This window comes from Streptomyces dysideae, assembly GCF_001514305.1.
Lineage (GTDB): Bacteria > Actinomycetota > Actinomycetes > Streptomycetales > Streptomycetaceae > Streptomyces > Streptomyces dysideae.
In genome coordinates this window covers 18,751-43,070 of sequence record NZ_KQ949096.1, presented here as the reverse complement: position 1 = coordinate 43,070, position 24,320 = coordinate 18,751, and the positions used below count along the sequence as shown (strand labels likewise).

Genomic DNA, 24,320 nt, shown 5'->3' with positions numbered 1-24,320 from the left:
CGAAACCGTTGCCGGTCCAGCACAACCCCAGGTGATCAGCGGGACCGGCGTGGGTCGGCGCGTCGTCCTGCCGCTGCGGGTGTCACCTCTGGCGGACGGGAACGTTGACGTCGTCCACGTTGATGTGGCCCCAGCCGCCCGTTGCCCGGTCGACGACCTCGACGTAGATCCGGTCACCGATGTGGGCGGACAGGTCGAAGACGACCCGGCGGTACTGCTCGGCACCACGGCCGGTGGCCTTGGCCAGCACCTTGCCGTCGCCGGCACGGACGACGGCCGCGTAGAGCCGGTCGGGGTCGTTGCCGCCGGAGACAAGCAGATCGACGACACCGTCTCCGCCGAGGACCACGGTGGCGGAGCGGAGCACCCCGGTGGCGTCGTCACCGCCGGCCTCCGGGTTGAAGCCCCACAGGTGGTGGCCGGACACGTCGTCCTCGGTCTCGCCCTGGTAGAAGGGTCCACCCCAGCCCCAGTCGGTGCGGGTGGTCACATTGGCGTCGCTGAAGGTCGTGCCCGAGACCACGGTCCACCCGGTGAGGTCCCCGGTGGCGAAGTCGTGGTTGGGAAGGGCGTCGACGTCTGTCGGGCGGGGCGGATCGTATGCGGCCGGGGCCACGGGTGTGTCGTAGGCGCCGTTCATCCGCCAGACGTCCAGCTCCAGGACCCTAGGGGCGCCTCCCTCGGCGGTCAGTCGCAGGCCGGTGGCGCCTTCCCTGGTGGGATAGACGCGGCTGGTGAGGCTGTTGGTCCCGTTGACGTACGCCTCCAGCATCGAGCGGTCGAGGAGGACCCGCAGTCGCAGGCGGCCGGCGTCCAGTTCGACGGTTCCGTCGTGCACGCCCTTGCGTACGTCCGGGTCCAGGCTGGAGCGGCTGCGGTCGATCCAGAAGCGGCGCTCGGTGGTGTCGTAGGAGAGCAGTGTCTCCTCGGTGCCGTCGGCGCAGGCCCGGACCGCCAGGGTGATCCTTTGGGCGCCACGCGGCTCGATGACGGCGCTGATGTCCAGCAGGTCGCCGGAGGCCTCGGCGAGCCGCCGGTTCGCTTCCTCGACCGAGGTCTGCTGGATCCGGGCCAGTCTCTTGCCGCGGAGACCGGCCGCCTCGGCGATCGGTTCGACACCGAGGGTGCCGTCCTGGCGCAGCGAGACACTGACGGGCATTCCGGCGTTGTGCGCCCAGCCGGACTGGGCGTGCTGCTGTTCGCTGCGGCGGTCCTGGGCGATGCTGAAGAGCACGGAGCGGCCGTCGGGGGTGACGAAGCCGGACGGGCCGGTGAAGTGCTCGCCGAAGTCGAACTCGCGGGGCTTCTCCTCGTCGGGGACGAAGCGGCATTCGCGCTTGTCAAAGGTGCCGATCCAGTAGTGGGTGTGCTTGACGGCGTTCGGGTTGAACGCCTCCCACCAGGGGCTCACCAGCAGGATGTGCTTGCCGGTGCGCGCACCCCGGGAGCCGGGGAGCGGGAGGAGGACCGGCAGCTCCCACACCTCGCCGGGCTCGGGCACCGTGGCGAGATCGTTCCAGTGCAGAGGGCCGCGGTATGTCCAGGGGCCCTCGGGCCTGCGGGCGGTGTACACGAGCGCGGTCCCACCGTGCTTCTTGGTGACCCGCGCGCCGTCGTAGTCGACGATGCCGCTGCCGACCAGCTGGTACCAGACGCCGTCCTCCTCCCAGACGAACGGGTCGCGGAAGTTCTCCGCCCACGCGGTGCCGGGGCCGGCGGGGAGGCCGGCGGGGGCTTCGGTGACCGGGTCGGACTTCATCGTCCAGGTGGGCAGGTCGGTGTCGCCGTCGGCCGGGTAGGCGGAGACGGCGATCCCGGTGCGCTGGCGGTGGGGCAGCCGGTCGTCGCCGCCGGTGAAGAAGAGCACCGGCCCCCGGTCACCGTCGACGTATGCCGAGCCCGACCAGCAGCCGTCCGGCCCGACCGAGTCCGCAGCGGGCGCGAGGGCGATGGGGAGGTCCCGCCAGTGCAGCATGTCCGTGCTGACCGCGTGGCCCCAGTGGATCTGGCCCCAGTACGGGCCGAGCGGATCGTGCTGGTAGAAGATGTGGTACTTGCCCTTGAAGTACACGGGCGCGTGCGGCTCGTTCATCCAGTGCCAGGGCGGCAGCATGTGGAACTGGGGGCGGTGCCGGTCGCCGTCGAAACGGGTCCGCTGCTGGACCAGGTCCGGCCGGGGCACGTGACGGCCTGGAAGCGCAGCGATCCTCTCGGCGTGCTCCTGCCGCGCCGTCGGATCGTCCAGGGCGCCCGGGCGGATCACGACGCTGTCCATCAGCCCCATGTACATGTTGGCGTGGAACTCGCCGTTCAGCAGCGTGGACCGGTTGTGCCGCCCGATGAGCAGGGGCTCGCCCGAGGCCAGTTCGGGGGCCTTGTCCGGCGTGGTGGCGGTGCCGATCAGGCGGCCGTCGCGGTAGAGGCGCAGTTGCCGGGCGGCCGGGTCGTAGGTGGCCGCGACATGGGTCCACCTGCCCTTGCCGGCCGGCCGGTCCGGGGCTCCCCTGACCTCGATCAGGTCGGTTCCGAAGCCGAGTTGGAAGACGATCTGCCCGAAGCGGCGCAGGCCGAGCAGGAACCCGGTCTTCGCGTCCGGGTCGTGCTGGTTGACCAGTGCCTGGGGCTTGCCGTCGATGCCGTGCTCGTAGGCGTAGGGGGCGATCCACACGTCGAGGGTGATGCCGCGGGTGGGGTCCAGTGCGCCGGGCCCCTGGGCGGTGACGACGGTCGAGTATCCGTCGAAGTACAGTGCCCGGCCGCGCACTCCGCGGCGCCGTATGGGATCGCTGTCGGGCTTGTAGCGGGCGTCGTTGAAGACGTAGCTGACCGGGTCGGCGGTGCCGGAGACCGTTTCGCGGGCGACCGCGCCGGCGCGCTCGTCGAAGTCCCAGCGGGCGGAGGGGCTTCCGGGCAGTCGCCTTTCCTGGGCGGTGGCGGTCGGCACGAACGAGAACGGGACGATCGCACCGCCGACGGCGGCGGACACCACACTGAGGGCTGTTCTTCTCCTCATGGCTGACTCCTGGGTCGGCGCGGCAGGTTGACGCTCTGCCAAATCGGTTTAGGCGACAGCTCGGAATCGTTCGCGCGCCGCGACAGCTAAAGCAAGAGCTAACGCACATCGATTTACGTGAGCGTTACCTGAAGTACTGACAAAACACCCCATAACTTCAGCGTTTTCCATTTGAGATGTCCGGGGTGTTGACACCGGTCGAACCGAGCTTCACTCTCATCGCAACTTGCTAATCCGATTTAACAACGGAGCTGAGCCGCTGATGTCTGAACGCCGTGTGACCATGGCCGACGTTGCCCGCAGGGCAGGCGTCTCGCCGACGACCGCGTCGTTCGCTCTCTCCGGCCGCACCGACATGCGTATCTCCGACGCCTCCCGCGAACGTGTGCTGGAGGCCGCCAGGGAGCTGGGCTATCGCCCCAACGTCACCGCACGCAGCCTGCGGACGAAGTCGACGCAGACCATCGGGTTCGTGTCGGACCGGATCACCACGACACCGTTCGCGGGCGATGTGATCCGCGGTGCGCTGGAGGCTGCCCGGGAGCGGGACCACCTGCTGTTCATCACGGAGGCCGGCGGCGACCGCGCCGCTGAGTCGTCCATGGTCCACGCGCTGCTGGACCGCCAGGTAGACGCGGTGATCTACGCGTCGATGTTCACCCGGCACATCACTCCGCCCAAGGAGCTGTACGGGCAGCGGGTGGTCCTGCTGAACTGCCTGGCCCCCGGTTTCGACGCGCCGTCCGTCGTCCCGGACGAGGTGGAGGCCGGCCGGGACGCGGCCCGTGCCCTGCTCGCGGCCGGTCACACCGAGGGCATCTGGTCGATCGGCGGGCATCAGGCCGTTCCGGCCACACCCGAGGGGATCATCGCCGGCAACGAGCGTATGCGCGGCCTGGAGGAGGTCCTGCGGGCGGGCGGGGCCCGCCTGGACGGTGTCGTCGAGTGCGACTGGGACACGCGGGACGGCTATCGGGAGGTCGCCGCGCTGCTCGCGGCGGGTCATCGCCCACGGGCACTGGTGTGTCTGACCGACCGGGTGTCCTTCGGCGCCTACCAGGCGCTCGGCGAGGCGGGTCTGTCGGTGCCCGGCGACGTATCGGTGGTCTCCTTCGACGACCAGGACATCGCGTCGGTACTGCGCCCGGCGCTCACCACCTTGAAACTGCCGCACTACCAACTCGGCCGCCTTGCCGTGGAGTTGATCCTCGGCGAGGGACCGCTCGAAGCAGTCGTACACCGTGTGCCCATGCCGCTGCAGGAGCGTGCCTCCATCGGCACCCCCGCGGAGGGCTGACACCGGGCACCCGAAAAACGGCTGTCCCGCCGCCCGGACCCAAGCCCCGGGCGGCGGGACGACCACCAAGAACAGCGACCGTCGCAACCGGTCGCGAGGGCGGGTCCGGCAAGACCCGTCTCAGTGAGATGGAGGAACCTCGTGGTGTGGAGAACCAGGCGCCTCGCTGAAGCGAGTGTAGCCGTCGCAGCGGCGACCGCGCTGGTCGCCGGATGCGCGTCCGGGAGCGGCGGGAGCACGTCCGGAGCCAGCGGCGACACGCTGACCCTGTGGACGCACAACGCCGGCAATTCGACCGAGCTCGACGTCGTCAAGAAGATCATCAAGGAGTTCAACGGCTCGCAGAGCAAGTACAAGGTCAAGCTCCAGGCGTTCCCGCAGAGCGACTACAACAACTCCGTCGTGGCAGCCGCGTCGGCCCGCAAGCTGCCCTGTCTGCTCGACGTGGACGGCCCCAACGTGCCGAACTGGGCCTGGGGCGGCTACCTTGCCCCGGTCGACGTCTCCGGCAGCGAGGTACCGCTGTCCGACCAGCTGCCCAGCACCGTCGGCCGCTACAAGGACAAGGTCTACGCGTTCGGCTTCTACGACGTCTCCCTCACCTTCTTCGCCCGCAAGTCGGTGCTGAACGAGTACGGCATCCGCATCCCGACCATCGACAAGCCCTGGACCAAGGCCGAGTTCGACTCGGCGCTGGCCGAGCTGAAGAAGAGCGGGAAGTTCGATTACCCACTGGAGATGGGCACCGGTGGCCTCGGCGAGTGGTACACGTACGGCTACTCCCCGCAGCTGCAGAGCTTCGGCGGCGACCTGATCGACCGTGACGGCTACAAGACCGCCTCGGGCACCCTCGACGGCAAGAGCTCCGTGGAGTGGGCCACCTGGTTCCGCTCGCTGGTGACCAAGGGCTACCTGTCGAAGAAGTCCGGGGCCGACCCCAACAAGGACTTCCTGGCCGGCAAGAGCGCCATCCAGTGGGACGGCAGCTGGAACGCGACCAAGACCGCCGAGAGGCTGGGTGACGACCTGGCGATCATCCCGCCGGTCGACTTCGGCAACGGGCCCAAGATCGGCGGCGCCTCCTGGCAGTGGGCCATGAGTTCCACCTGCTCCAACAAGGCCGGCGCTGAGGCGTGGCTGAAGTTCTCCCGCCAGACCAAGTACTTCGTCGACTACGCCAAGGCCACCAGCACCATCCCGGCCACCGACGCCGCCGTACAGCAGGTCGACGGCTACCAGCCGGGCGGGAAGTTCAACGTGTTCGTCGAGTTCGCGCGCAAGTACGCAGAAGTGCGCCCGGTCACCCCGGCCTACCCCTACATCTCGACCGAGTTCCAGAAGGCGACCCAGGACATCCTGGCCGGGGCCGACCCCGAGGACGCTCTCGGCCAGGCCGCGAAGGACATCGACAACAACCTCAAGACGAACAACTACGACGCCGGCTGACCCGCCCCGGTCCGGTTCGGGCCCCGCCCGCGCCTCCCCGCGCCGCCCGAACCGGACCGGCTCCCCCTGGAGCTACCGTGACCACCATGATCGCAGCCCTCGAGCGGCTGCGTCCGGTCCGGCGAACCCGAACGACGCACGCGCGTCGCCGTGAGAGCCTCACCGCCCTCGGCATGGCCACCCCGGCCGTCGTGCTGCTGATCGTCTTCCTCGTCGTACCGGTCGCCCTCGCCTTCGCCCTGGCGTTCACCGACGCGAGGCTCATCTCGCCCACCCCGGCCCGCTTCGTGGGCCTTCGGAACTTCACCCTGCTCTTCCAGGACCCGGTCTTCTACAAGTCCCTGCGCAACACGGCGTACTTCGCCGCCGTCGTCGTGCCGCTCCAGGCCGGGCTCGCCCTCGTGCTGGCGCTGCTGGTCAACGCCAAGGTGCGCGGCGTCAACTTCTTCCGCACCGTGTACTTCCTGCCAGTCGTCACCTCGATGGTCGTCGTGTCCCTCCTGTGGACCTTCCTCTACCGGCAGGACGGCCTGGTCAACCACGTGATCTCGACGCTCACCCTCGGGCGCGTCGACGGCCCGGACTGGCTGGGCGACCCGGCCACCGCCATGCCCGCCATCATCCTGATGTCGGTGTGGCAGGGCGTCGGCTTCCACATGATCATCTGGCTGGCCGGCCTGCAGACCATCCCCGCCGAGCTGTACGAGGCCGCCGACCTGGACGGCGCCGGCCGCTGGCACCGCTTCCGCCATGTCACCTGGCCCGGACTGCGCGCCACCCGCACGTTCGTGCTGGTCACCATCACCATCGCGGCGTTCAGCCTCTTCACCCAGATCAGGGTGATGACGCAAGGCGGCCCGCTCGACTCCACCACCACCGTCGTCCACCAGGCCGTGCACACCGGCTACGACCAGCAGCAGACCGCGTACGCGGCGGCGATCTCCCTGGTCTTCTTCGTGCTCGTGCTGAGCGTGTCCCTCGTCCAGCGTTTCCTGACCCGGGAGAAGGACTGACATGACCTCCCTCCTGAAGCACCTGGGCGGCCACGCCGGCCGTGTCGTCCTCGCCCTGGTCTTCGCGCTCCCGCTCGTCTTCATGCTGGTCTCGTCCTTCAAACCGGACGACCAGATCTTCGGCGACCTGGGCTCCCTGCGCGCCTTCCTGCCGGTCGGCGCCCTGTCTCTGGACAACTACACGGGCGTGTTCGAGCGTGTCCCGGCGGCACGGTTCCTGCTGAACTCCGTGCTGATCTCGACGATCACCGTGGTACTCGGCATCCTCGTCAACAGCATGGCCGCCTTCGCCCTGGCACGGATGCGCTGGACCGGCAGGAAGCTCGTCCTGACCGCCGTCATCGCCACCCTCATCGTGCCGTTCGAGACCTTCGCCCTGCCGCTGGTGTGGTGGGTCAACCAACTGCCGCTGCTCCGCGTCAACGGCTTCCACCTGGAGTGGACCACCGGCTGGATGGACACCTACCAGGTCCAGATCGTGCCGTTCGTCGCCAACGCCTTCTCGGTCTTCTTCTTCCACCAGTACTTCCAGAGCATCCCCAAGGAACTGGACGAGGCGGCGATCGTGGACGGCGCCGGCTGGTTCACCATCTACCGCCGCATCGTCATGCCGCTGTCCGGCCCGGCCGTCGCCACCGTCGCCATCCTCACGTTCCTGCCCGCCTGGAACTCGTACCTGTGGCCGCTGATGGTCGTGCAGAGCGAGGAGCTGCGGCCGGTGATGGTGGGCATCTCCTACTTCTTCCAACTCAACGTCGGCTGGGGCCAGATCATGGCGTACTCCTCCATGATCACCGTGCCGATCCTCGCCCTGTTCATGGCCTTCCAGCGCTCGTTCGTCAACAGCATCGCCTCCACCGGCGTCAAGGGCTGACCGCGCTCCTTCGACCCCCCACCCCGAAAGGACCCCTGCGTGTCCGTCATGCCCGCAGACCCCCACCGGCCCGTCGCGCACCTGCGCCCGCCCCGCAACTGGATCAACGACCCCAACGGGCTGGCCTTCCACGACGGCCACTACCACGTGTGCTTCCAGTACAACCCGTACGGACCCGAGCACGCGAACATGCACTGGGGCCACTTCCGCAGCCCCGACCTGATCAGCTGGGAGGAACTGCCCGTCGCGCTGACCCCCACGCCGGGCGGAGAGGACGCCGACGGCTGCTTCTCCGGCAACGCCGTCTCCGACGGCGACCGCATGGTCGCCTTCTACTCCGCTTTCCGCACCGACCGCTGGGCACAGCCGGTCACCACGGCCGAGTCCCGGGACAACGGTGTCACCTGGACACCGCGCGGCAGCCTGCTGATCCCCGAACTGCCCGAGGGCGCCACCATGTACCGCGACCCGTACGTGTGGCGCGAGGCCGGCCGCTGGCGGATGCTGGTCGGCTCCGCCCAGGCGGACGGCCGGGCGGCGGCGCTGCTGTACGAGTCCGGGGACCTGGAACGGTGGGAGTACCGGGGGCCGTTCCTGGACCGGGCCCCGCAGCCGGTGGCGCCGGGCGCGGACACGGGGCCGGGCTGGGAGTGCCCCCAGTACCTGCACGCGGACGGACGCGGCGCGCTGCTCCTGGGCGCCTGGGATCCGGAGCTCGGACCGCGCCGGACCGTGGTCTACCCCGGGCGCGAGCAGGACGGCCGTTTCCTCCCCGACGCCCCCGCCCTGCTCGACCACGGACCCGACTTCTACGCCCCGGCGCTGTTGCCCGCCCCCGACGGCCGCTGGCTGCTGTGGGGGTGGTCGTGGGAAGCCCGTGACGCCGCGTGCGTTCGTGAGGCCGGCTGGGCCGGGCTGCTGACGCTGCCGCGCGAAGTGACACTCGCCGAGGACGGCTCCGTACGACAGCGGCCGGCCGCGGAACTCCTCGCACTGCGCGACGAACGCGCGCTGACCGCGGCCGGCGAGACCGCCGGAACGGCCGAACTGGGGACGGTGCGTTCGAGCTTCGACCTGACGGCCCGTCTGGAACCCCGCGCCGCCGGAACGGCGGGAGGACTACGGCTGGTGACCTCCGCCGACGGCGCCGAGTACCTCGACATCAGCATCGACGCGGCCGCCGGCGAGCTCGTCGTGGACCGCGACCACGCCTCCCTCGACCCGCGCGCACACGGCGGAACGTACCGCCTCCCCTGCCCCGAGGCGCGGGCGGCCTCCGGTGCCCCGGTCGAACTGCGCCTGGTGGTGGACCGGTCCGTCGCCGAGCTGTACCTGCCGTCGGGCCGGACGCTCACCCTGCGGTTCTACCCCACCGGCGACACCCCCTGGCGGATCGAGGCCCGCGCCGGAGACGAGGGCAGACTCGGCTACGCGGTCGGCGCCTGGAACCTGCGGCCGTACGCCATGCGCTACGCGACCGACGCGGGCGCCGAGTCCACACCCACGGACGCCGGTCTCGCCCGCCACTGATGTCCGTCAAGAGGACGCCAAGTCGGCAGCACACTGGATGAATTGCCAGTTCAGACAGCCCGTAGCGAAACCGTTGCCGTTCCGTCGGAACTCCCCCACAGCGACCGCATAGTGTGTGGTGCCGTCCCAACGCGCCGTGACATCAATCGAGAACACCGGCGCCGCGCCAAGTACTTTCACCCCAGGGGGAGTCAGATCATGCGATCGATGAGGCCGTCGTTCACCGCACGCCGAGGGAGGAGCGCGCGCCGCGGCATCTCCCCCTTGCCCGTCGCCGCGCTCGCCGCAGCGCTCGCGCTCACCGCGACCGCCTGCGAGTCGGGCGATGCGGACGCTGACGCGCAGGCCTCCGCGTCCGCAGTCGCGGGAGGCGACAACAAGATCACGATTCCGGACGACATCAAGGACCAGCTCAAAGAGCACGGGATCGACCTCGACAAGTGGAAGAACGGGGCCTGGAAGAACTGGGACAAGGACGACTGGCTGCGCGAGGCCCAGGACTACATCAACCCGATCATCGCGGGCCTGTGGGACAAGGACCGGATGCGTGAGGCCGAGGAGCCGGACGAGGGTGTCGACGAAGGTGACCTCTCCGACGACCAGGGTGTGACCGACCCGGAGCCGAAGCCGGTGGACGCGCAGGCCGTGCCGGCTACGTATCACGCCAACGCTCCCGCGGCCGGCAAGCTGTTCTTCGACTCCCCCGACGGCACGAGTGTCTGCTCGGCGACGGTCGTGGAGGACCCGGCCCACCCCGGCAAGTCCAACCTGGTCTGGACGGCGGGCCACTGTGTGCACGCGGGCAAGAGCGGCGGCTGGTACCGCAACATCGCGTTCGTGCCGTCGTACAACAACGAGGCCCTGCCCACCTCGCAGCTGGAGAACGCCACCAAGGAGCAGGTCACTCCGTACGGCGTCTGGTGGGGCGACTGGGCGCAGACCTCGGACCAGTGGATCGAGCAGGGCGGTGCGACGGGCGGCGACGGTGCCTCGTACGACTTCGCCGTGATCCATGTGACGCCGGAGGAGGGCGGCAACAGCAAGTCCCTCGAGGAGATGGTCGGTTCGGCCCTTCCGGTGGACTTCAAGGCCCCGGCCGTCCCGGAGGTGGCGAGCATCGAGGCGACCGGCTACCCGGCCGCGCCGCCGTACGACGGGCAGAAGCTGTTCCAGTGCCAGGACAAGCCGGGCCGGTTGTCGCTCAGCGCGTCGGACCCGACGATGTACCGCATCGGGTGCAGCATGACCGCCGGTTCGTCCGGCGGCGGCTGGGTGGCGGAGGGCTCGGACGGCAAGCCGGCGCTCGTGTCCAACACCTCGATCGGCCCGGTGACTTCGGGCTGGCTGGCGGGTCCGCGGCTGGGCGCCGAGGCCAAGGGTGTCTACGACTCGGTGAGCGACAAGTTCGCCGGTCAGTGACCCGTACTCATACGGACATACGGAAGGCCCGCCCCCTGCGCGAGGGAGCGGGCCTTCCGTCGTGCTACGACCGGGCAGGTCGCCGTGCTACGACCGGTCAGGCGGCGGGCGCCGGAACGTACGGCGTGAGATCCGCCGCCAGTTCCTCGTGCACCCGCACCTTGAGCAGCGTGCCCTCCGGGGTGTGCTCCTCGGAGATCACCTCGCCCTCGGAGTGGGCACGGGCGACCAGCCTGCCGTGGGTGTACGGCACGAGCGCCTCGATCTCCACCGACGGGCGCGGCAGCTCGTTGTCGATCAGGGCGAGCAGCTCGGTGATGCCCTGGCCGGTGCGGGCCGAGACCGCGATGGAGCGCTTCTCGATCCGCATCAGCCGCTGGAGCGTCAGCGGGTCGGCCGCGTCGGCCTTGTTGATCACGACGATCTCGGGCACCTCGGTGGCGCCGACGTCCCTGACCACCTCGCGTACGGCGGCCAGCTGCTCCTCCGGGTTCGGGTGCGAACCGTCCACCACGTGCAGGATCAGATCGGACTCGCCGACCTCCTCCATCGTGGAGCGGAACGCCTCGACCAGGTGGTGGGGCAGGTGGCGGACGAACCCGACCGTGTCGGCCAGGGTGTACAGCCGTCCGCTCGGGGTCTCGGCCCGGCGCACGGTCGGGTCGAGGGTCGCGAACAGGGCGTTCTCGACGAGCACGCCCGCGCCCGTGAGGCGGTTGAGCAGGGAGGACTTGCCGGCGTTGGTGTAGCCGGCGATGGCGACCGAGGGCACCTTGTGGCGCTTGCGCTCCTGGCGCTTGATCTCGCGGCCGGTCTTCATGTCCGCGATCTCCCGGCGCATCTTCGCCATCTTCTCGCGGATCCGACGCCGGTCCGTCTCGATCTTGGTTTCACCGGGACCACGGGTGGCGAGGCCGCCGCCCTTGCCGCCGCCCATCTGCCGGGACAGCGACTGACCCCAGCCGCGCAGCCTCGGCAGCATGTACTGCATCTGCGCGAGCGCGACCTGCGCCTTGCCCTCCCGGGACTTGGCGTGCTGGGCGAAGATGTCGAGGATCAGGGCCGTACGGTCGATGACCTTGACCTTGACGACGTCTTCGAGGTGGATGAGCTGGCCAGGGCTGAGCTCACCGTCGCAGATGACGGTGTCGGCGCCGGATTCGAGGACGATGTCCCGCAGCTCCTCGGCCTTGCCGGAGCCGATGTAGGTGGCGGCGTCGGGCTTGTCGCGGCGCTGGATCACGCCGTCGAGCACGAGTGCGCCCGCGGTCTCCGCGAGGGCGGCGAGCTCCGCGAGGGAGTTGTCCGCGTCCTGCACGGTCCCCGTGGTCCAGACGCCGACGAGTACGACCCGCTCCAGACGGAGCTGGCGGTACTCGACCTCGGTGACGTCCTCGAGCTCGGTGGAGAGGCCCGCGACACGGCGCAGGGCCGCGCGCTCGGAGCGGTCGAACTGGTCGCCGTCCCGCTCTCCGTCGATCTCGTGGCTCCAGGCGACGTCCTCTTCCATCAGGGCATCGGCCCGAAGACCGTCGGGGTATGTGTGCGCGAGGCTCTGAGTGTCCTGGGAAGGGGATGAAGAGGAGGTCATTGGGTCCTTACGTCGTGGGGATTCCGATACGGCGGTCACTGTGCACAACGTGCGAGCACCCCGGGAGATTCCCGTGTCCCGTGCCGCGCCGACCCTCAGATGGTCGCACGGCACGGCCCGTCTCGTCACCGTGTTATTTCGCGGCCGCGGGCTGGGGTGCCTCCGGCTTCCAGTCCGGGTGGCCGGGCATCGGCGGGGTCTTCTCACCGTAGAGCCAGCCCTGGAAGAAGCCGCCCAGGTCGCGCCCGGAGATCTCCCCGGCGAGCGCGACGAAGTCCGCGGTCGTGGCGACGCCGTCCTGGTGGCGGCTCACCCAGGCGCGTTGCAGGTGCTCGAAGGCCGGGCGGCCGATCTCCTGCCGCAGGGCGTAGAGGACCAGGGCGGCACCGTCGTAGACGTTCGGCCGGAAGATGCTGATCTTCTGGCCGGGCTTCGGTGCCTTGGGGGCGGCGGGCGGTCCGTCGACCGCCCGCCAGCGGTCGGAGGCGCCGTACGCCGCCTTCATCCGTGCCGCGATCGGCCGGTCCGCCTGCTCCTCCGCGTGCAGGGCCTCGTACCAGGTGGCGTGCCCCTCGCTGAGCCACAGGTCGGACCAGGTGCGCGGGCTGACGCTGTTGCCGAACCACTGGTGGGCCAGTTCGTGCACCATGATCGACTCTACGTACCACTTGGGGTAGACGGGCTCGGTGAACAGGTCTCTCTCGAAGAGAGAGAGGGTCTGCGTCTCGAGTTCGAAGCCGGTGTTCGCCTCGGCCATGAGCAGGCCGTACGTCTCGAAGGGGTACGGGCCGACCTTGCCCTCCATCCAGGAGATCTGGCCGGGGGTCTTCTTCAGCCACGGTTCGAGCAGCGCGCGGTCCTTGGTGGGCACGACGTCCCGTACGGGCAGTCCGTGCGGGCCGGTGCGGTGCAGCACCGTGGAACGGCCGATGGACACCTGGGCGAGCTCGGTGGCCATGGGGTGCTGGGTGCGGTACGTCCAGGTGGTCGCCCGGCCCGCCCGGTCCACGCCGGTCGACAGACCGTTGGCGACGGCGGTGTAGCCATTGGGCGCGGTGACCCGGATGGTGAACATCGCCTTGTCGGAGGGGTGGTCGTTGCACGGGAACACCAGGTGGGCGACGTCGGCCTGGTTGGCCATCGCGAGGCCGTCCTTGGTGCGCACCCAGCCGCCCTCGCGGTCCTCGCCGTAGACGGGGTCGCTGGTGTGCCGCACGGTGATCCGCATCCAGCTGCCGCCGGGCAGCGGGTCGTCCGGTGTGACGACGAGGTCCTCGTCGGCGCTGCTGAAGGACGCGGGTTCGCCGTCGACCTCGACGGAATCGACCTTGCCGTGTGCGAAGTCGAGGTTGACGCGGTCCAGGTCCGTGGTCGTCCAGGCGTCGATCGTGGTGACGGCCTGGAGCGGCTTGGTGTTGCTGCCGGGGTAGGTGAAGGAGAGGTCGTACGACGCCACGTCGTAGCCGGGGTTGCCGAGATGCGGGAAGAGGCGGTCGCCGACGCCGAGGGGGGTGCTGGGGGCGCTTGCGGCGAGGAGGCAGACGGAGACGGCGGAGGCGAGGAGGGCCGTTGCTCTGAGGCGGTGGGGGGTTCTGGTTCCGGAATTCTTGGTGCGGGAGGTGAGCAGCATGGATCACGGCTATCAGCGTGGGCGTGCGGGGCGGTGACGGCGCGCGATCGGCCCACTCGAACGGGTACGCCGGAAGTGGGGGTGGCGGTGTGGAACGGTGCCGTGTCTGGTGTGGGGCCCGGCGTGCGTGCTGGCGCGGGGTCGGGTCACTCGCCCGCGCTTGGGGTGCCGCCTCTCTGTGGGACGGGCGCCGCCCCAAGCGGCACGACTGCCCGCAGGCTGGGCGGGTTGTGTGGTGCCGACTGCTCGGGTGGGCGTGCCCTCGGCGGAACGACTGCCCGCAGACGGCGCGGCATGAGTGCCGCATGCTGCGGCCGGTGACGATGCGCCGCCCTCTGCGGCTGGGCCGCCCGCAGGCTGCTCGCCGGCGTCTCCTCAGAACGCCCCCGGCACCTGCGGCCGCGCCCTGCTCACGTCGTACACCCCCGGCACGTTTCGCATCGCACGCATCAGCCCCGGCAGCCCTGCCGCGTCCGGGAGTTCGACCGTGTACGTGTGGCGTACGCGCTGCTGGGTCGGTGGTTCCACCATCGCCGAGACGATTTCCGCGCCCTCCAGGGCCATCGCTTCGGTGAGGTCGGCGAGGAGGTGGGGGCGGACGAACGATTCGGCGAGGAGGGTGACCCGGCACTCGGTGGTGTCGCCCCAGCGCACGTCGACCTCCGGGCGCCCCGTGCTCTTCATGCGCACCACCCCGGGACACTCGGCGCGGTGCACGGTCACGGCTCCCCCGCGCACGGCGAAGCCGATGACCTCGTCGGGCGGTACGGGCGTACAGCAGCCGGCGAGCCGTACGGTCGCGCCGGGCTGGTCGACGACGGCCTTCGCGGCGGCGGGGCGCGTGGCGGGGCCGTCGTTGACGGGCCGGGGCGGGACCTCGGCCTGCGGGGTCGGCTCGGTCGTCCCCTCCTGGGCCTCGGCGGCCGCCGGGTGCGTCGCGAGCCAGCGCTGGATGGCGATCCGGGCGGCGGGCGTGTGGGCGTGCTCCAGCCACTCCCTGGAGGGTTCGGAGGCCGGGTCCTGGCCCATGAGGAGCTGGACGGTGTCGCCGTCCTTCAGGACCGTGCTGAGGGTCGCCAGGCGGCCGTTGACGCGAGCGCCGATGCAGGCGTGCGCGTCCTCGCCGTACTGCGCGTACGCGGCGTCCACACAGGTCGCACCCTCGGGCAGGCCCAGGGCGCCGCCGTCGGGCCGGAAGACGGTGATCTCGCGGTCCTGGGCGAGGTCCTCACGGAGCGTGGACCAGAACGTGTCGGGGTCGGACGCGCCCTCCTGCCAGTCGAGGAGGCGGGAGAGCCAGCCGGGGCGGGTGGGGTCGACGCGCTCGCCGTCGCTCGACGCGGTCTGCTCCTCCGAAGGAGGAGCGTAGGGATTGCCCAGCGCGACGACGCCGGCCTCGGCCACCTTGTGCATCTGGTGGGTGCGGATGAGGACTTCCGTGACCTGGCCGTCCTCGCGGGCGAGCGCGGTGTGCAGCGACTGGTACAGGTTGAACTTGGGTACGGCGATGAAGTCCTTGAACTCCGACACGACCGGCGTCAGACAGGTGTGCAGTTCACCCAGGACGCCGTAACAGTCCGCGTCCTCGTTGACCAGCACCAGCAGGCGCCCGAAGTCGGCGCCGCGCAGCCGGCCGCGCTTGCGGGCCACGCGGTGCACGGAGACGAAGTGCCGGGGCCGGATGAGGACTTCGGCCTGGATGTCGGCGTCGCGCAGGACCGTGCGCATCTCCTCGGCCATCTCGGCGAGCGGGTCGTCCGCGCGGGAGGCGTTGTTGACGATCAACTCCCGTGTGTGCTTGTACTCCTCGGGGTGCAGGATCGCGAAGACGAGGTCTTCCAGCTCGGTCTTGAGCGCCTGGACGCCGAGCCGTTCGGCGAGCGGGATGAGGACGTCTCGGGTCACCTTGGCGATGCGGGCCTGCTTCTCGGGGCGCATCACGCCGAGGGTGCGCATGTTGTGCAGGCGGTCGGCGAGTTTGATCGACATCACGCGGACGTCGTTGCCGGTGGCGACGAGCATCTTGCGGAAGGTCTCCGGCTCGGCGGCGGCGCCGTAGTCGACCTTCTCCAACTTCGTGACGCCGTCGACGAGATAGCGCACCTCCTCGCCGAACTGCTCGCGGACCTGATGGAGCGTCACGTCCGTGTCCTCGACGGTGTCGTGGAGCAGAGACGCCGTCAGGGTCGTTGTCTCGGCGCCGAGTTCGGCGAGGATCAGGGTCACGGCGAGCGGGTGTGTGATGTACGGCTCACCGCTCTTGCGCATCTGGCCGCGGTGCGACGACTCGGCGAGCACGTAGGCGCGGCGCAGTGGTTCCAGGTCGGCGTCGGGGTGGTGGGCGCGGTGGGCCTCGGCGACATGACCGATGGCGTCGGGCAGCCGGTCGCGGGCGGCGGGTCCGAGCAGGGCGGCCCGGCCGAGTCGGCGCAGGTCGATCCGGGGGCGGGCCTTCCTGCGGGGCACGGCGGGCGTCACGGCGCCTGCTACCGGGCCTGGCGTCGCGGGGTTCGTGGCCTCCGCACTCATGGGCACCTCCGGCTGCGTGGACCGGCGGACGGGGTGCCCCATGGCGGACACGGCTCAGGGGATGGCATCGGTCCCCCGTCCGGGCCGGTGCTTGATGCTACCGAGCCCATCACGTGCGGCTGACCGCCTCTCGCCGAGCGTGAAACGGATCACCCATTCGAGCGAGGGTTTGTAGGTTTACGGTTTCGCGCCATGTGAACTGCGGCGGGCCGTGATTTCGAACGTGTACGGAGTCACCGGGCACCCCTCCCCCAGCCATGCGGGCGCCCGGAGCTCCGATACCAAGCCTCCGCGCCGATCAGCGAGCCGCTGTTTCCAGCCACTCCGCATCGATCTCGCCCTCGGCGACGATTACCGCGGGGCCGGTCATCTCGATCTCGCCGTCCGGCCGTTCGGTGATCACCAGGGTGCCGCCGGGCACGTCGACGGTGTATGTCGCCGGTGCTCCGGTGACCGCCGGGTCGGCGCCGTCTCTGCGCGCGGCCGCCACGGCGACGGCGCACGCGCCCGTGCCGCACGAGCGGGTCTCGCCGGCGCCGCGCTCGTGCACGCGCAGCGCGACGTGCCGGGGGCCGCGGGCGACCGCGAACTCGACGTTCACACCGTCCGGGTACGCCGAGGCCGGGCTGAACGGCGGCGCGGAGAACAGGTTGCCGGCGTGCGCGAGGTCGTCCACGAAGGCGACGGCGTGCGGGTTGCCCATGTTCACGTTCCGTGCGGGCCAGCTGCGCTCACCGACGCTCACCGTGACGTCCCCTTCGGGGAGGCGCGCCTTGCCCATGCCGACGGTGACGTCACCCTCCTTCGCGATGTGTACCGCCTTCACGCCCCCGCGCGTGGCGATGGTGAGGTCGCCCTCACCGGCGTACCCGGCGCGCTGGAGGTAGCGCGCGAACACGCGCACGCCGTTGCCGCACATCTCCGCGATCGAGCCGTCGCCGTTGCGGTAGTCCATGAACCACTCGGCCTCGGCCGCCATGTGCTTGGCCTCGGGGTGGGCGGCGGACCGCACCACGTGCAGCAGGCCGTCACCGCCGATGCCGGCGCGGCGGTCGCACAGGGCGGCGACGGCGGCCGGGGGCAGGTCGATGGCGTTCTCGGGGTCCGGGACGATCACGAAGTCGTTCTCGGTGCCGTGGCCCTTGAGGAAGGCGATCCGCGTGCTCATTCCTCGATCGTAAGGGGTGGGTACGACAGCCCCACGCGCGTGTGGGAGGGCCGGGAAGGTCAGCGCAACCGGGCGACGCGCCACACGGCCAGCACGACCACCGCGGCGACGACCACGACGTACGCGATCACGACCCGCCAGTCCGGTCTGCACCCGGAGCCCGGCTGGGGCAGCCCGGGCCACGTGTAACCGACCCGGCGGGCGGCCATCATGCCCCAGCCGGCCGCGCAGGAGCTGATCAGCAGGCCCAGCATGGCGATCACGGCGCCGCTGTCGCCGAAGTCGAAGGCCAGCGGGAAGGCGAACATCAGGGAGCCGACCGCGGCCAGGGCGACGATGGGGGCGAGCTGCCAGATGCGCAGCCGGCGCTGCGGGCGCAGCTCGACCTCGACCTCGGGCCCGCTCTCGTACATCTCCTCGGGCTCGGGACCGTCGGCGGTCACGCCGTCCTGCGTGTCGTCGGGCCCGTCCGGGCTCAGACGGTCGCCGTCCGGCTCCGGTTCACCGGTGTCGGTGATGACGTGCTCGGTGCCTTGTGCGGTGTCGCGAGGGCTGGCCTCCATCGCCACGCGCCCTCCCAACTCGGACTCAACCTGGTCGATCGAAGCTCGATGATGGCATGGCGTCGGAGGCCGGGATGGCGGCCGGAGCGTCCCGATGCCATGACGTGATCAGGCTGTAACCGGTCGTTCGACCAACGCCAGTGCGAGATGCGGAAGTTCTGTGAGATCCGCCGCAGCCCCACTCAGCCAGTGCACCCGTGGGTCGCGTCTGAACCATGAATCCTGGCGGCGCGCGAAGCGTTTGGTGGCACGTACGGTCTCCGTGCGCGCCTCTTCCTCGGTGCACTCCCCGGCGAGCGCCGCGAGGACCTGCTGGTAGCCGAGCGCACGTGAGGCCGTGCGCCCCTGGCGCAGCCCGCGCGCCTCCAGCGCGCGCACCTCGGCCACGAGCCCCGCGTCCCACATCCGGTCGACCCTGCGCGCGATGCGTTCGTCCAGCTCGGGGCGGGTCACGTCGACGCCGATCTGGATCGTGTCGTAGACCGAGTCATGGCCGGGGAGGTTGGCGGTGAAGGGTTTGCCGGTGATCTCGATCACCTCGAGGGCCCGGACGATACGGCGGCCGTTGCCGGGCAGGATCGCCTGCCCGGCCCCGGGGTCGGCGGCGGCCAGGCGGGCGTGCAGTGCCCCGGAGCCGCGCAGCGCGAGCTCCTCCTCCAGCCGGGCCCTGACCTCGGGGTCGGTGCCGGGGAACTCCAGATTGTCGACGGCGCCGCGGACGTACAGGCCGGAGCCGCCGACCAGGATCGGCCAGCGTCCCTCGGCGAGGAGCGCGTCGATCCGCTCCCGTGCGAGCCGCTGGTACTCGGCGACGGACGCCGTGACGGTCACGTCCCAGATGTCCAGGAGGTGGTGCGGGACGTCCGCGCGCTCCCCGGGCGTCAGCTTGGCGGTGCCGATGTCCATCCCTCGGTAGAGCTGCATGGAGTCGGCGTTGACGACCTCGCCGCCGAGCCGTTGGGCCAGGAAAACGCCCAGATCGGACTTACCGGCCGCGGTGGGTCCTACGACGGCGATGACGCGGGGGGCGGGGGGTGCACTGCTCACCGCCCCAGTCTCGCAAACGTCGGGGGGTGGCCTCGAACGAGTTACGTGACGGCACGCGCGCGGTGTCGTTGCCAGTTGCGAGGTTTTCGCCGCCGGTCTGCGGAGGCGGCACCCGGGGCGACGCAAACAGACGCACCGGACGACGCGGGATTTCGCCCGCACGAGTAACGTATGGAGCAGATATGGGTGTTTTCGCACGACTTCTCCGGAGGTCCAAGGCTGCGGAGGAGACGTCAACCGCCGAAGCGCAGGCCGACACACTGTCGGCCGAGCCCGCGGCGGACGAGGCGGCGGAGGTGACGGAACCGGCCGAGGCCGGGACCGAGGAGACGGCCGGGTCGACGGCGACGGAGGCCGTCGAGGCCGTCGCCGCCGAGAGCGTCGAGAGCGTCGAGATTCCCCAGCAGCAGTCCGCCGACAAGGCGGCCGACAGTGAGGCCGGCGAGGGCGCCCGCACATGACTGACCCCGCGCGGGAAGGTGAACCATGGGTCTGAAGGACAATTTGAAAGCCAAACTCGCCCCGGCGAAGGACAAGGTCTCCGGCCTCGCACAGAAGCACGGAGACAGGATCGACAAGATCGAGCACGGTCTCGACAGGGCCGCGAAGGTCGTCGACGAGAAGACCAAGGGCAAGTACAGCGACAGGATCCAGTCGGGCACGGGCAAGGCGAAGGGCGCCATGGACCGACTCGCGCACAAGGGCGACGACGAGAGGGGCGGCGGGCCGACCACGCCGCCGGCCTCCCCGCCGCCGTCTTCCTGAACGGCATGCCGACGGACGGCCGCGGAGCTTTTACAGCTCCCCGGCCGTCCGCCGTTGTGCACGGTTCGCACCGGGCCCTGCGCCCGCCCTACGACCAGGTCGCGACCAGATACCCCACGCCGTACGGGGCCTCCTCGTACAGCAGGGCGCCGGACAGTCCGGCGGCCTCGGCGGCGCCCGCAAGGATCTGCCAGGGGACGCGGCCCGACGCCATCAGCTCATGCGCCAGCTCGATGTCGAGCGCCCTGAGGGCAGCCACGTCCGCCTCGCGCAGCGCACGCGCGACCGCCGCGTCGAACGGTTCCGCCCGCTCGTCGAGATAGCCGGGGGCCTTGAGCGTGCGGCAGGCGCTGGCGTCGCCCATCACCAGCAGCGCCACCCGCTCCGCCCGGGCGGCGATGTCCCTTCCCACTTCGGTACACCGCTCGACCGTCATCGGTTCCGCCACGCCGAGTCCCTCGATCGGCGCGTCCGACCATCCCGTCCGGTCCAGCAGCCAGGCGGCCACGGCGAGCGACGACGGAAGCGGGCGTTCCGTGTCGCCCCGGTCCCGGCCCAGCCGTACGTCGACGTCCACACCGAAACCGTGGAACGAGCCCCGGGTGCCCTCCGGGTACGCCCCGCTCCCGCCCTGCTCGGTGGGCCCGACCACCACGAGCCGGTCCGGGCGGGCGGCGGCGAGAACACCGAGCGCGTCCGTGCACGCGGTACGCGCGGCGTCCAGCTCGGGCGCGGCACCCGCGGCGACGTCGGGCACGAGGAGCGGGGGGCAGGGGCAGACAGCGGCGGCGACAAGCATGATCGGCAGCGTAACGCCGGACAGCAGCCGACGGGCGGCGCACGTCTCCCGACCGTTCAGAGCCGCCGACGACAGGTACGGGTCGAGACGCGTGCTCCGGTCAGTCGCAGCCGCAGGCAGGGCCCGTCGCCACCGGCAACGGCTCCGGGGTGCCGATCTTCGGCAGGCCCAGCATCACGCCCGTCGGCTTCGCGGCCTCGGTGGCGTTGCGCTTCTCCCAGGCGTCGCCCGCGCGTGTGCGGCGCACGTCGAGGGTGGGGCCCTCGGCGAGGAGGTGGTGCGGGGCGGCGTAGGTGATCTCGACCGTGACCACGTCGCCGGGGCGGACTTCCTGGTCCGGCTTGGTGAAGTGGACCAGGCGGTTGTCGGGGGCGCGGCCGGAGAGGCGGTGGGTGGCGCCGTCCTTGCGGCCCTCGCCCTCGGCGACCATGAGCTCCAGGGTGCGGCCGACCTGCTTCTTGTTCTCCTCCCAGGAGATCTCCTCCTGGAGGGCGACGAGACGCTCGTAGCGCGCCTGGACGACCTCCTTGGAGATCTGGTTCTTCATGGTCGCGGCCGGGGTGCCGGGGCGCTTGGAGTACTGGAAGGTGAACGCCTGCGCGAAGCGGGCCTCGCGCACCACGTGCAGGGTCCGGTCGAAGTCCTCCTCGGTCTCGCCGGGGAAGCCCACGATGATGTCGGTGGTGATCGCAGCGTGCGGGATGGCGGCGCGGACCTTCTCGATGATCCCGAGGTAGCGCTCCTGGCGGTACGAGCGGCGCATCGCCTTGAGGACGGGGTCCGAGCCGGACTGCAGGGGCATGTGCAGCTGCGGCATGACGTTCGGGGTCTCCGCCATCGCCGCGATCACGTCGTCCGTGAAGTCGCGCGGGTGCGGGGAGGTGAAGCGGACACGCTCCAGGCCGTCGATCGTGCCGCAGGCTCTCAACAGCTTGCTGAAGGCCTCGCGGTCGCCGATGTCGGAGCCGTACGCGTTGACGTTCTGCCCGAGCAGGGTGATCTCGGAGACGCCCTCGGCGACCAGGGCCTCGATCTCGGCGAGGATGTCGCCGGTGCGGCGGTCCTTCTCCTTGCCGCGCAGCGCCGGGACGATGCAGAAGGTGCAGGTGTTGTTGCAGCCGACGGAGATGGAGACCCAGGCCGCGTACGCGCTCTCGCGGCGGGTCGGCAGCGTCGACGGGAAGGCCTCCAGCGACTCGGCGATCTCGACCTGCGCCTCTTCCTGCACGCGCGCGCGTTCCAGCAGGACGGGCAGCTTGCCGATGTTGTGCGTGCCGAAGACGACGTCCACCCAGGGCGCCTTCTTGACGATGGTGTCGCGGTCCTTCTGCGCGAGGCAGCCGCCGACCGCGATCTGCATGCCGGGGCGGCTCGCCTTCCGCGGCGCGAGACGGCCGAGGTTGCCGTAGAGCCGGTTGTCGGCGTTCTCGCGGACCGCGCAGGTGTTGAAGACGACGACGTCCGCGTCGCCGTCGGAGCCCTCGGGCGCGCGTACGTATCCGGCGTCTTCGAGCAGTCCGGACAATCGCTCGGAATCGTGGACGTTCATCTGGCACCCGTAGGTTCGGATTTCGTAACTCTTGGATCCTTGAACGTCCACTGCCGGGCTCCGGTTGCTGCTGGTCATGCCTCAAGGGTAGGCGCTGTGGGTAGGCCCCTGTCCCAGCGCGCTTCCGGCAGCGGTGCCCATGAAGGCGCGCGGCCCGATCACCGCACTGCGTCTACGCCCAGGCCGGGGAGCTTCCACCGATCCCGGATCTCTCGACAGCCGGGCGCATCCCCGCTCCGCGAGTGATCCGGCTGTGTGCGGGCGCCGCCCAGGAGCCGGCTTCTGGGGCGAAGGAGGGCCCGCCTTGCCGCGGCGCTGGCCGCGGGCGCTCCCCTGGTGGTCCGCGACCGGCCCGTCCTGGGCGAGGTCTTCCGCGGCGGCACGCGTTTCGCTCGCGTCATTGCCCCGGACCTCGCGCTCGAAGAGGGCACCTTGTCCTTGCTGGTCAGCTTGAACCGTCCGGTGGCGGACTCCACTTGGCGGTGGCGTCGCGGTATGGAAGGGCAGGCGTAGCAGGTGGGCCGATGGTTCACAAAAGTGGCGCACGTCACGGTCTTTGCCGGTCAGGGCACCGCGGGCGAAATTCGTTTGAACCATCCGGACCCGCATCTACGTCTACAGGGCGGCCCGATGTCGACGGCCTCACCGCAGCACAGGCCGTTTCGCCGCGGCTTCCGAAGAAAGGACGGAATACATGGTTCGTGTTTCCTGTGACTGCAACCTGAAGACCGTCCCCGCGCGCCGCACATGGCACCTTCGCGATGAACTGGACATCACCTCGCAGCCGGACAGACCGTCAGCCGCGGGGGACATCAGCCCCCGCCGGGAGACGGCCGAGGTGCTGACCGACTGTGAGGAATACGAGGAGCTGCGGAAACAGCAGGAGCCGCTGCTGAAGGAGCAGGCAGACCGCCAACGGCATCCCCAAGAGCTGAGCCCAGCCCACCCCTGATCCCGGGGTGCGGCCCGGATCCCCCCTCCGGCCGCACCTCGCCCACAGGGGCGCCGGCCCACCCCTCCCCCAGGGCCGGCGCCCCTGTCTTCATGCCGCTGGTCGCGGCTGTCGATCAACAGGTCTCATTCTCATCAGTAACCTCAGTTTCCACTCAACTCCCCTTGAATCCTCAAGAACCACTCATAGACTCCCACTCCGAGTGATCCACACGATCCACCCATGACCGTGGGGTCGCCCCGGGTACCCGTGCTCAGCCCCTGCCCAGCTCACGCCGCCCGCGCGGCGCCCGACCGGACCGGCTCAGGAGACCGATGCCGGCCCTGGGGGAACACCTATGAGAACGTCCACGCCCAGCTCCTCCGTGGCTGGGAGCACTCCCGAAGCCGATGAAGCCAGATCCTCCGGCGACGGATCCATTCGCAAACTCTACGAAGAACACCACGGTCCGCTTCTTCGCTATGTGTCCGGTCTGCTGCGCGGTGACCGGCAGAGGGCCGAGGACTTCGCCCAGGAGACACTGGTGCGCGCCTGGCTGAGCACCGCGGACCAGCCGCCGAGCTGGTCGCCGTCCCGTGCCTGGCTCATCAGAGTGGCGCACAATCTGGTGATCGACTGGTCCCGGAGCGAGCGGGCACACGCCGAGATCCAGCACGAACACACCCTGGAGAAGCATGCCGAGCTCGTGGACCCGATGAGCGAGGCGGTCCAGCGCCGCTTCCTGGTTCACGCCCTCTCCCGGCTCTCGCACCCCCACCGCGAAGTGCTCTTCTACGTCTACGTGCTCGGCTGCACCGGTTCCGATGCCGCGAGCGCCCTGGGCATCCCGCCGGGAACGGTGAAATCCCGTACCCATCACGCGATACGGGAGCTGCGCCGCCGGCACCCGCAGCACGCGCCGGCCGGGGCATGAGGATCTCCGGCATCACCACCTCCGGCCTGATCACCCTCGCCAGGCCGACGTCCGAGCACGGCCCGGCCGTACTCCTGCGAGACGCGCGACGTGGCGACCCGCCCCGGCCTGTCCAGGGGTGGACAGGCAGACATCGCTGTTCATGCAGGCAGATTTTCCGCTCGTGATCTTGCGATGCCGGACAGCTTCTTACGATTCGCCGTGAACCCTTCGCGTACGTAG

Annotated in this window: 19 protein-coding genes; 10 read left to right on the top strand and 9 right to left on the bottom strand. The window is 70.3% G+C overall.

Translation table 11 applies throughout. The features are described 5' to 3' along the window. Nucleotides 1-82: 82 nt before the first annotated feature. Nucleotides 83-3,013 carry a glycoside hydrolase family 32 protein gene (locus AQJ91_RS29575; protein ID WP_079085259.1) on the bottom strand — a complete coding sequence of 977 codons (2,931 nt, stop codon included), beginning with the start codon at nucleotides 3,011-3,013 and terminating at the stop codon, nucleotides 83-85. A gap of 262 nt (nucleotides 3,014-3,275) precedes the next feature. On the opposite strand from AQJ91_RS29575, the gene AQJ91_RS29570 reads away from it, so the two are divergent. From AQJ91_RS29570 to AQJ91_RS29545, 6 genes are all read left to right on the top strand, one after another. Beyond that, a complete protein-coding gene (locus AQJ91_RS29570; protein WP_067027601.1) occupies nucleotides 3,276-4,310 on the top strand; it encodes a LacI family DNA-binding transcriptional regulator in 1,035 nt (344 codons plus the stop codon). Nucleotides 4,311-4,451: 141 nt separating this feature from the next. Beyond that, complete coding sequence (locus AQJ91_RS29565) at nucleotides 4,452-5,756, top strand: extracellular solute-binding protein (RefSeq protein ID WP_067027599.1); 1,305 nt, start codon at nucleotides 4,452-4,454, stop codon at nucleotides 5,754-5,756. Between the two features lie 86 nt (nucleotides 5,757-5,842). Beyond that, the gene (locus tag AQJ91_RS29560; RefSeq protein WP_234383047.1) at nucleotides 5,843-6,769 is read left to right on the top strand and encodes a carbohydrate ABC transporter permease; all 927 of its coding nucleotides are present in this window, start codon (nucleotides 5,843-5,845) and stop codon (nucleotides 6,767-6,769) included. A gap of 1 nt (nucleotide 6,770) precedes the next feature. Further along, complete coding sequence (locus AQJ91_RS29555) at nucleotides 6,771-7,643, top strand: carbohydrate ABC transporter permease (RefSeq protein ID WP_067027596.1); 873 nt, start codon at nucleotides 6,771-6,773, stop codon at nucleotides 7,641-7,643. Between the two features lie 48 nt (nucleotides 7,644-7,691). After that, nucleotides 7,692-9,173 (top strand): glycoside hydrolase family 32 protein, encoded by a 1,482-nt coding sequence (locus tag AQJ91_RS29550; RefSeq protein WP_407696946.1) that lies wholly within the window; start codon nucleotides 7,692-7,694, stop codon nucleotides 9,171-9,173. Nucleotides 9,174-9,371: 198 nt separating this feature from the next. Next, a complete protein-coding gene (locus tag AQJ91_RS29545) occupies nucleotides 9,372-10,592 on the top strand; it encodes a trypsin-like serine peptidase (RefSeq protein ID WP_067027593.1) in 1,221 nt (406 codons plus the stop codon). 97 nt (nucleotides 10,593-10,689) lie between these two features. Here the strand turns inward: AQJ91_RS29545 and hflX are convergent, their stop codons facing one another. The 6 genes from hflX to miaA form a co-directional block, all read right to left on the bottom strand. After that, a complete protein-coding gene (gene hflX, locus AQJ91_RS29540; protein WP_067027591.1) occupies nucleotides 10,690-12,183 on the bottom strand; it encodes a GTPase HflX in 1,494 nt (497 codons plus the stop codon). A 133-nt stretch (nucleotides 12,184-12,316) separates the two neighbouring features. Continuing rightward, entirely contained in the window at nucleotides 12,317-13,813 is a 1,497-nt protein-coding gene (locus AQJ91_RS29535) for a M1 family metallopeptidase (protein WP_067027589.1), read from the bottom strand. Between the two features lie 375 nt (nucleotides 13,814-14,188). Then, nucleotides 14,189-16,342, bottom strand: a complete 2,154-nt coding sequence (locus AQJ91_RS29530; RefSeq protein WP_067027587.1) for a RelA/SpoT family protein — start codon at nucleotides 16,340-16,342, stop codon at nucleotides 14,189-14,191. Nucleotides 16,343-16,640: 298 nt separating this feature from the next. Beyond that, a complete protein-coding gene (gene dapF / locus AQJ91_RS29525) occupies nucleotides 16,641-17,510 on the bottom strand; it encodes a diaminopimelate epimerase (protein WP_067027585.1) in 870 nt (289 codons plus the stop codon). A gap of 59 nt (nucleotides 17,511-17,569) precedes the next feature. After that, entirely contained in the window at nucleotides 17,570-18,073 is a 504-nt protein-coding gene (locus AQJ91_RS29520; RefSeq protein ID WP_067027583.1) for a hypothetical protein, read from the bottom strand. A gap of 108 nt (nucleotides 18,074-18,181) precedes the next feature. Next, the gene (gene miaA / locus AQJ91_RS29515; protein ID WP_067027581.1) at nucleotides 18,182-19,120 is read right to left on the bottom strand and encodes a tRNA (adenosine(37)-N6)-dimethylallyltransferase MiaA; all 939 of its coding nucleotides are present in this window, start codon (nucleotides 19,118-19,120) and stop codon (nucleotides 18,182-18,184) included. Nucleotides 19,121-19,302: 182 nt separating this feature from the next. On the opposite strand from miaA, the gene AQJ91_RS29510 reads away from it, so the two are divergent. Beyond that, nucleotides 19,303-19,581 (top strand): hypothetical protein, encoded by a 279-nt coding sequence (locus AQJ91_RS29510; RefSeq protein WP_067027579.1) that lies wholly within the window; start codon nucleotides 19,303-19,305, stop codon nucleotides 19,579-19,581. Between the two features lie 25 nt (nucleotides 19,582-19,606). Beyond that, the gene (locus tag AQJ91_RS29505; protein WP_067027577.1) at nucleotides 19,607-19,885 is read left to right on the top strand and encodes an antitoxin; all 279 of its coding nucleotides are present in this window, start codon (nucleotides 19,607-19,609) and stop codon (nucleotides 19,883-19,885) included. 88 nt (nucleotides 19,886-19,973) lie between these two features. Here AQJ91_RS29505 and AQJ91_RS29500 read toward each other — a convergent pair whose 3' ends face one another. Then, a complete protein-coding gene (locus tag AQJ91_RS29500; protein ID WP_067027574.1) occupies nucleotides 19,974-20,684 on the bottom strand; it encodes a class III extradiol dioxygenase subunit B-like domain-containing protein in 711 nt (236 codons plus the stop codon). Between the two features lie 100 nt (nucleotides 20,685-20,784). Continuing rightward, nucleotides 20,785-22,311: a tRNA (N6-isopentenyl adenosine(37)-C2)-methylthiotransferase MiaB gene (gene miaB / locus AQJ91_RS29495; protein ID WP_079085258.1), complete on the bottom strand. Its 1,527-nt coding sequence runs from the start codon at nucleotides 22,309-22,311 to the stop codon at nucleotides 20,785-20,787. Nucleotides 22,312-22,927: 616 nt separating this feature from the next. On the opposite strand from miaB, the gene AQJ91_RS29485 reads away from it, so the two are divergent. Both AQJ91_RS29485 and AQJ91_RS29480 read left to right on the top strand, forming a co-directional pair. Then, nucleotides 22,928-23,185 (top strand): hypothetical protein, encoded by a 258-nt coding sequence (locus AQJ91_RS29485; protein ID WP_067027567.1) that lies wholly within the window; start codon nucleotides 22,928-22,930, stop codon nucleotides 23,183-23,185. 337 nt (nucleotides 23,186-23,522) lie between these two features. Beyond that, nucleotides 23,523-24,098, top strand: a complete 576-nt coding sequence (locus AQJ91_RS29480; protein WP_079085257.1) for a sigma-70 family RNA polymerase sigma factor — start codon at nucleotides 23,523-23,525, stop codon at nucleotides 24,096-24,098. Nucleotides 24,099-24,320 lie beyond the last annotated feature (222 nt).

What these genes read in the sequence shown, in the direction of transcription:
- AQJ91_RS29575 (WP_079085259.1), bottom strand. Translation starts at nt 3,013, where the DNA reads ATGAGGAGAAGAACAGCCCTCAGTGTGGTGTCCGCCGCCGTCGGCGGT.
- AQJ91_RS29570 (WP_067027601.1), top strand. Translation starts at nt 3,276, where the DNA reads ATGTCTGAACGCCGTGTGACCATGGCCGACGTTGCCCGCAGGGCAGGC.
- AQJ91_RS29560 (WP_234383047.1), top strand. Translation starts at nt 5,843, where the DNA reads ATGATCGCAGCCCTCGAGCGGCTGCGTCCGGTCCGGCGAACCCGAACG.
- AQJ91_RS29555 (WP_067027596.1), top strand. Translation starts at nt 6,771, where the DNA reads ATGACCTCCCTCCTGAAGCACCTGGGCGGCCACGCCGGCCGTGTCGTC.
- AQJ91_RS29550 (WP_407696946.1), top strand. Translation starts at nt 7,692, where the DNA reads ATGCCCGCAGACCCCCACCGGCCCGTCGCGCACCTGCGCCCGCCCCGC.
- AQJ91_RS29545 (WP_067027593.1), top strand. Translation starts at nt 9,372, where the DNA reads ATGCGATCGATGAGGCCGTCGTTCACCGCACGCCGAGGGAGGAGCGCG.
- hflX (WP_067027591.1), bottom strand. Translation starts at nt 12,183, where the DNA reads ATGACCTCCTCTTCATCCCCTTCCCAGGACACTCAGAGCCTCGCGCAC.
- AQJ91_RS29535 (WP_067027589.1), bottom strand. Translation starts at nt 13,813, where the DNA reads ATGCTGCTCACCTCCCGCACCAAGAATTCCGGAACCAGAACCCCCCAC.
- AQJ91_RS29530 (WP_067027587.1), bottom strand. Translation starts at nt 16,342, where the DNA reads ATGAGTGCGGAGGCCACGAACCCCGCGACGCCAGGCCCGGTAGCAGGC.
- dapF (WP_067027585.1), bottom strand. Translation starts at nt 17,510, where the DNA reads ATGAGCACGCGGATCGCCTTCCTCAAGGGCCACGGCACCGAGAACGAC.
- AQJ91_RS29520 (WP_067027583.1), bottom strand. Translation starts at nt 18,073, where the DNA reads ATGGAGGCCAGCCCTCGCGACACCGCACAAGGCACCGAGCACGTCATC.
- AQJ91_RS29510 (WP_067027579.1), top strand. Translation starts at nt 19,303, where the DNA reads ATGGGTGTTTTCGCACGACTTCTCCGGAGGTCCAAGGCTGCGGAGGAG.
- AQJ91_RS29505 (WP_067027577.1), top strand. Translation starts at nt 19,607, where the DNA reads ATGGGTCTGAAGGACAATTTGAAAGCCAAACTCGCCCCGGCGAAGGAC.
- AQJ91_RS29500 (WP_067027574.1), bottom strand. Translation starts at nt 20,684, where the DNA reads ATGCTTGTCGCCGCCGCTGTCTGCCCCTGCCCCCCGCTCCTCGTGCCC.
- miaB (WP_079085258.1), bottom strand. Translation starts at nt 22,311, where the DNA reads ATGACCAGCAGCAACCGGAGCCCGGCAGTGGACGTTCAAGGATCCAAG.
- AQJ91_RS29485 (WP_067027567.1), top strand. Translation starts at nt 22,928, where the DNA reads ATGGTTCGTGTTTCCTGTGACTGCAACCTGAAGACCGTCCCCGCGCGC.
- AQJ91_RS29480 (WP_079085257.1), top strand. Translation starts at nt 23,523, where the DNA reads ATGAGAACGTCCACGCCCAGCTCCTCCGTGGCTGGGAGCACTCCCGAA.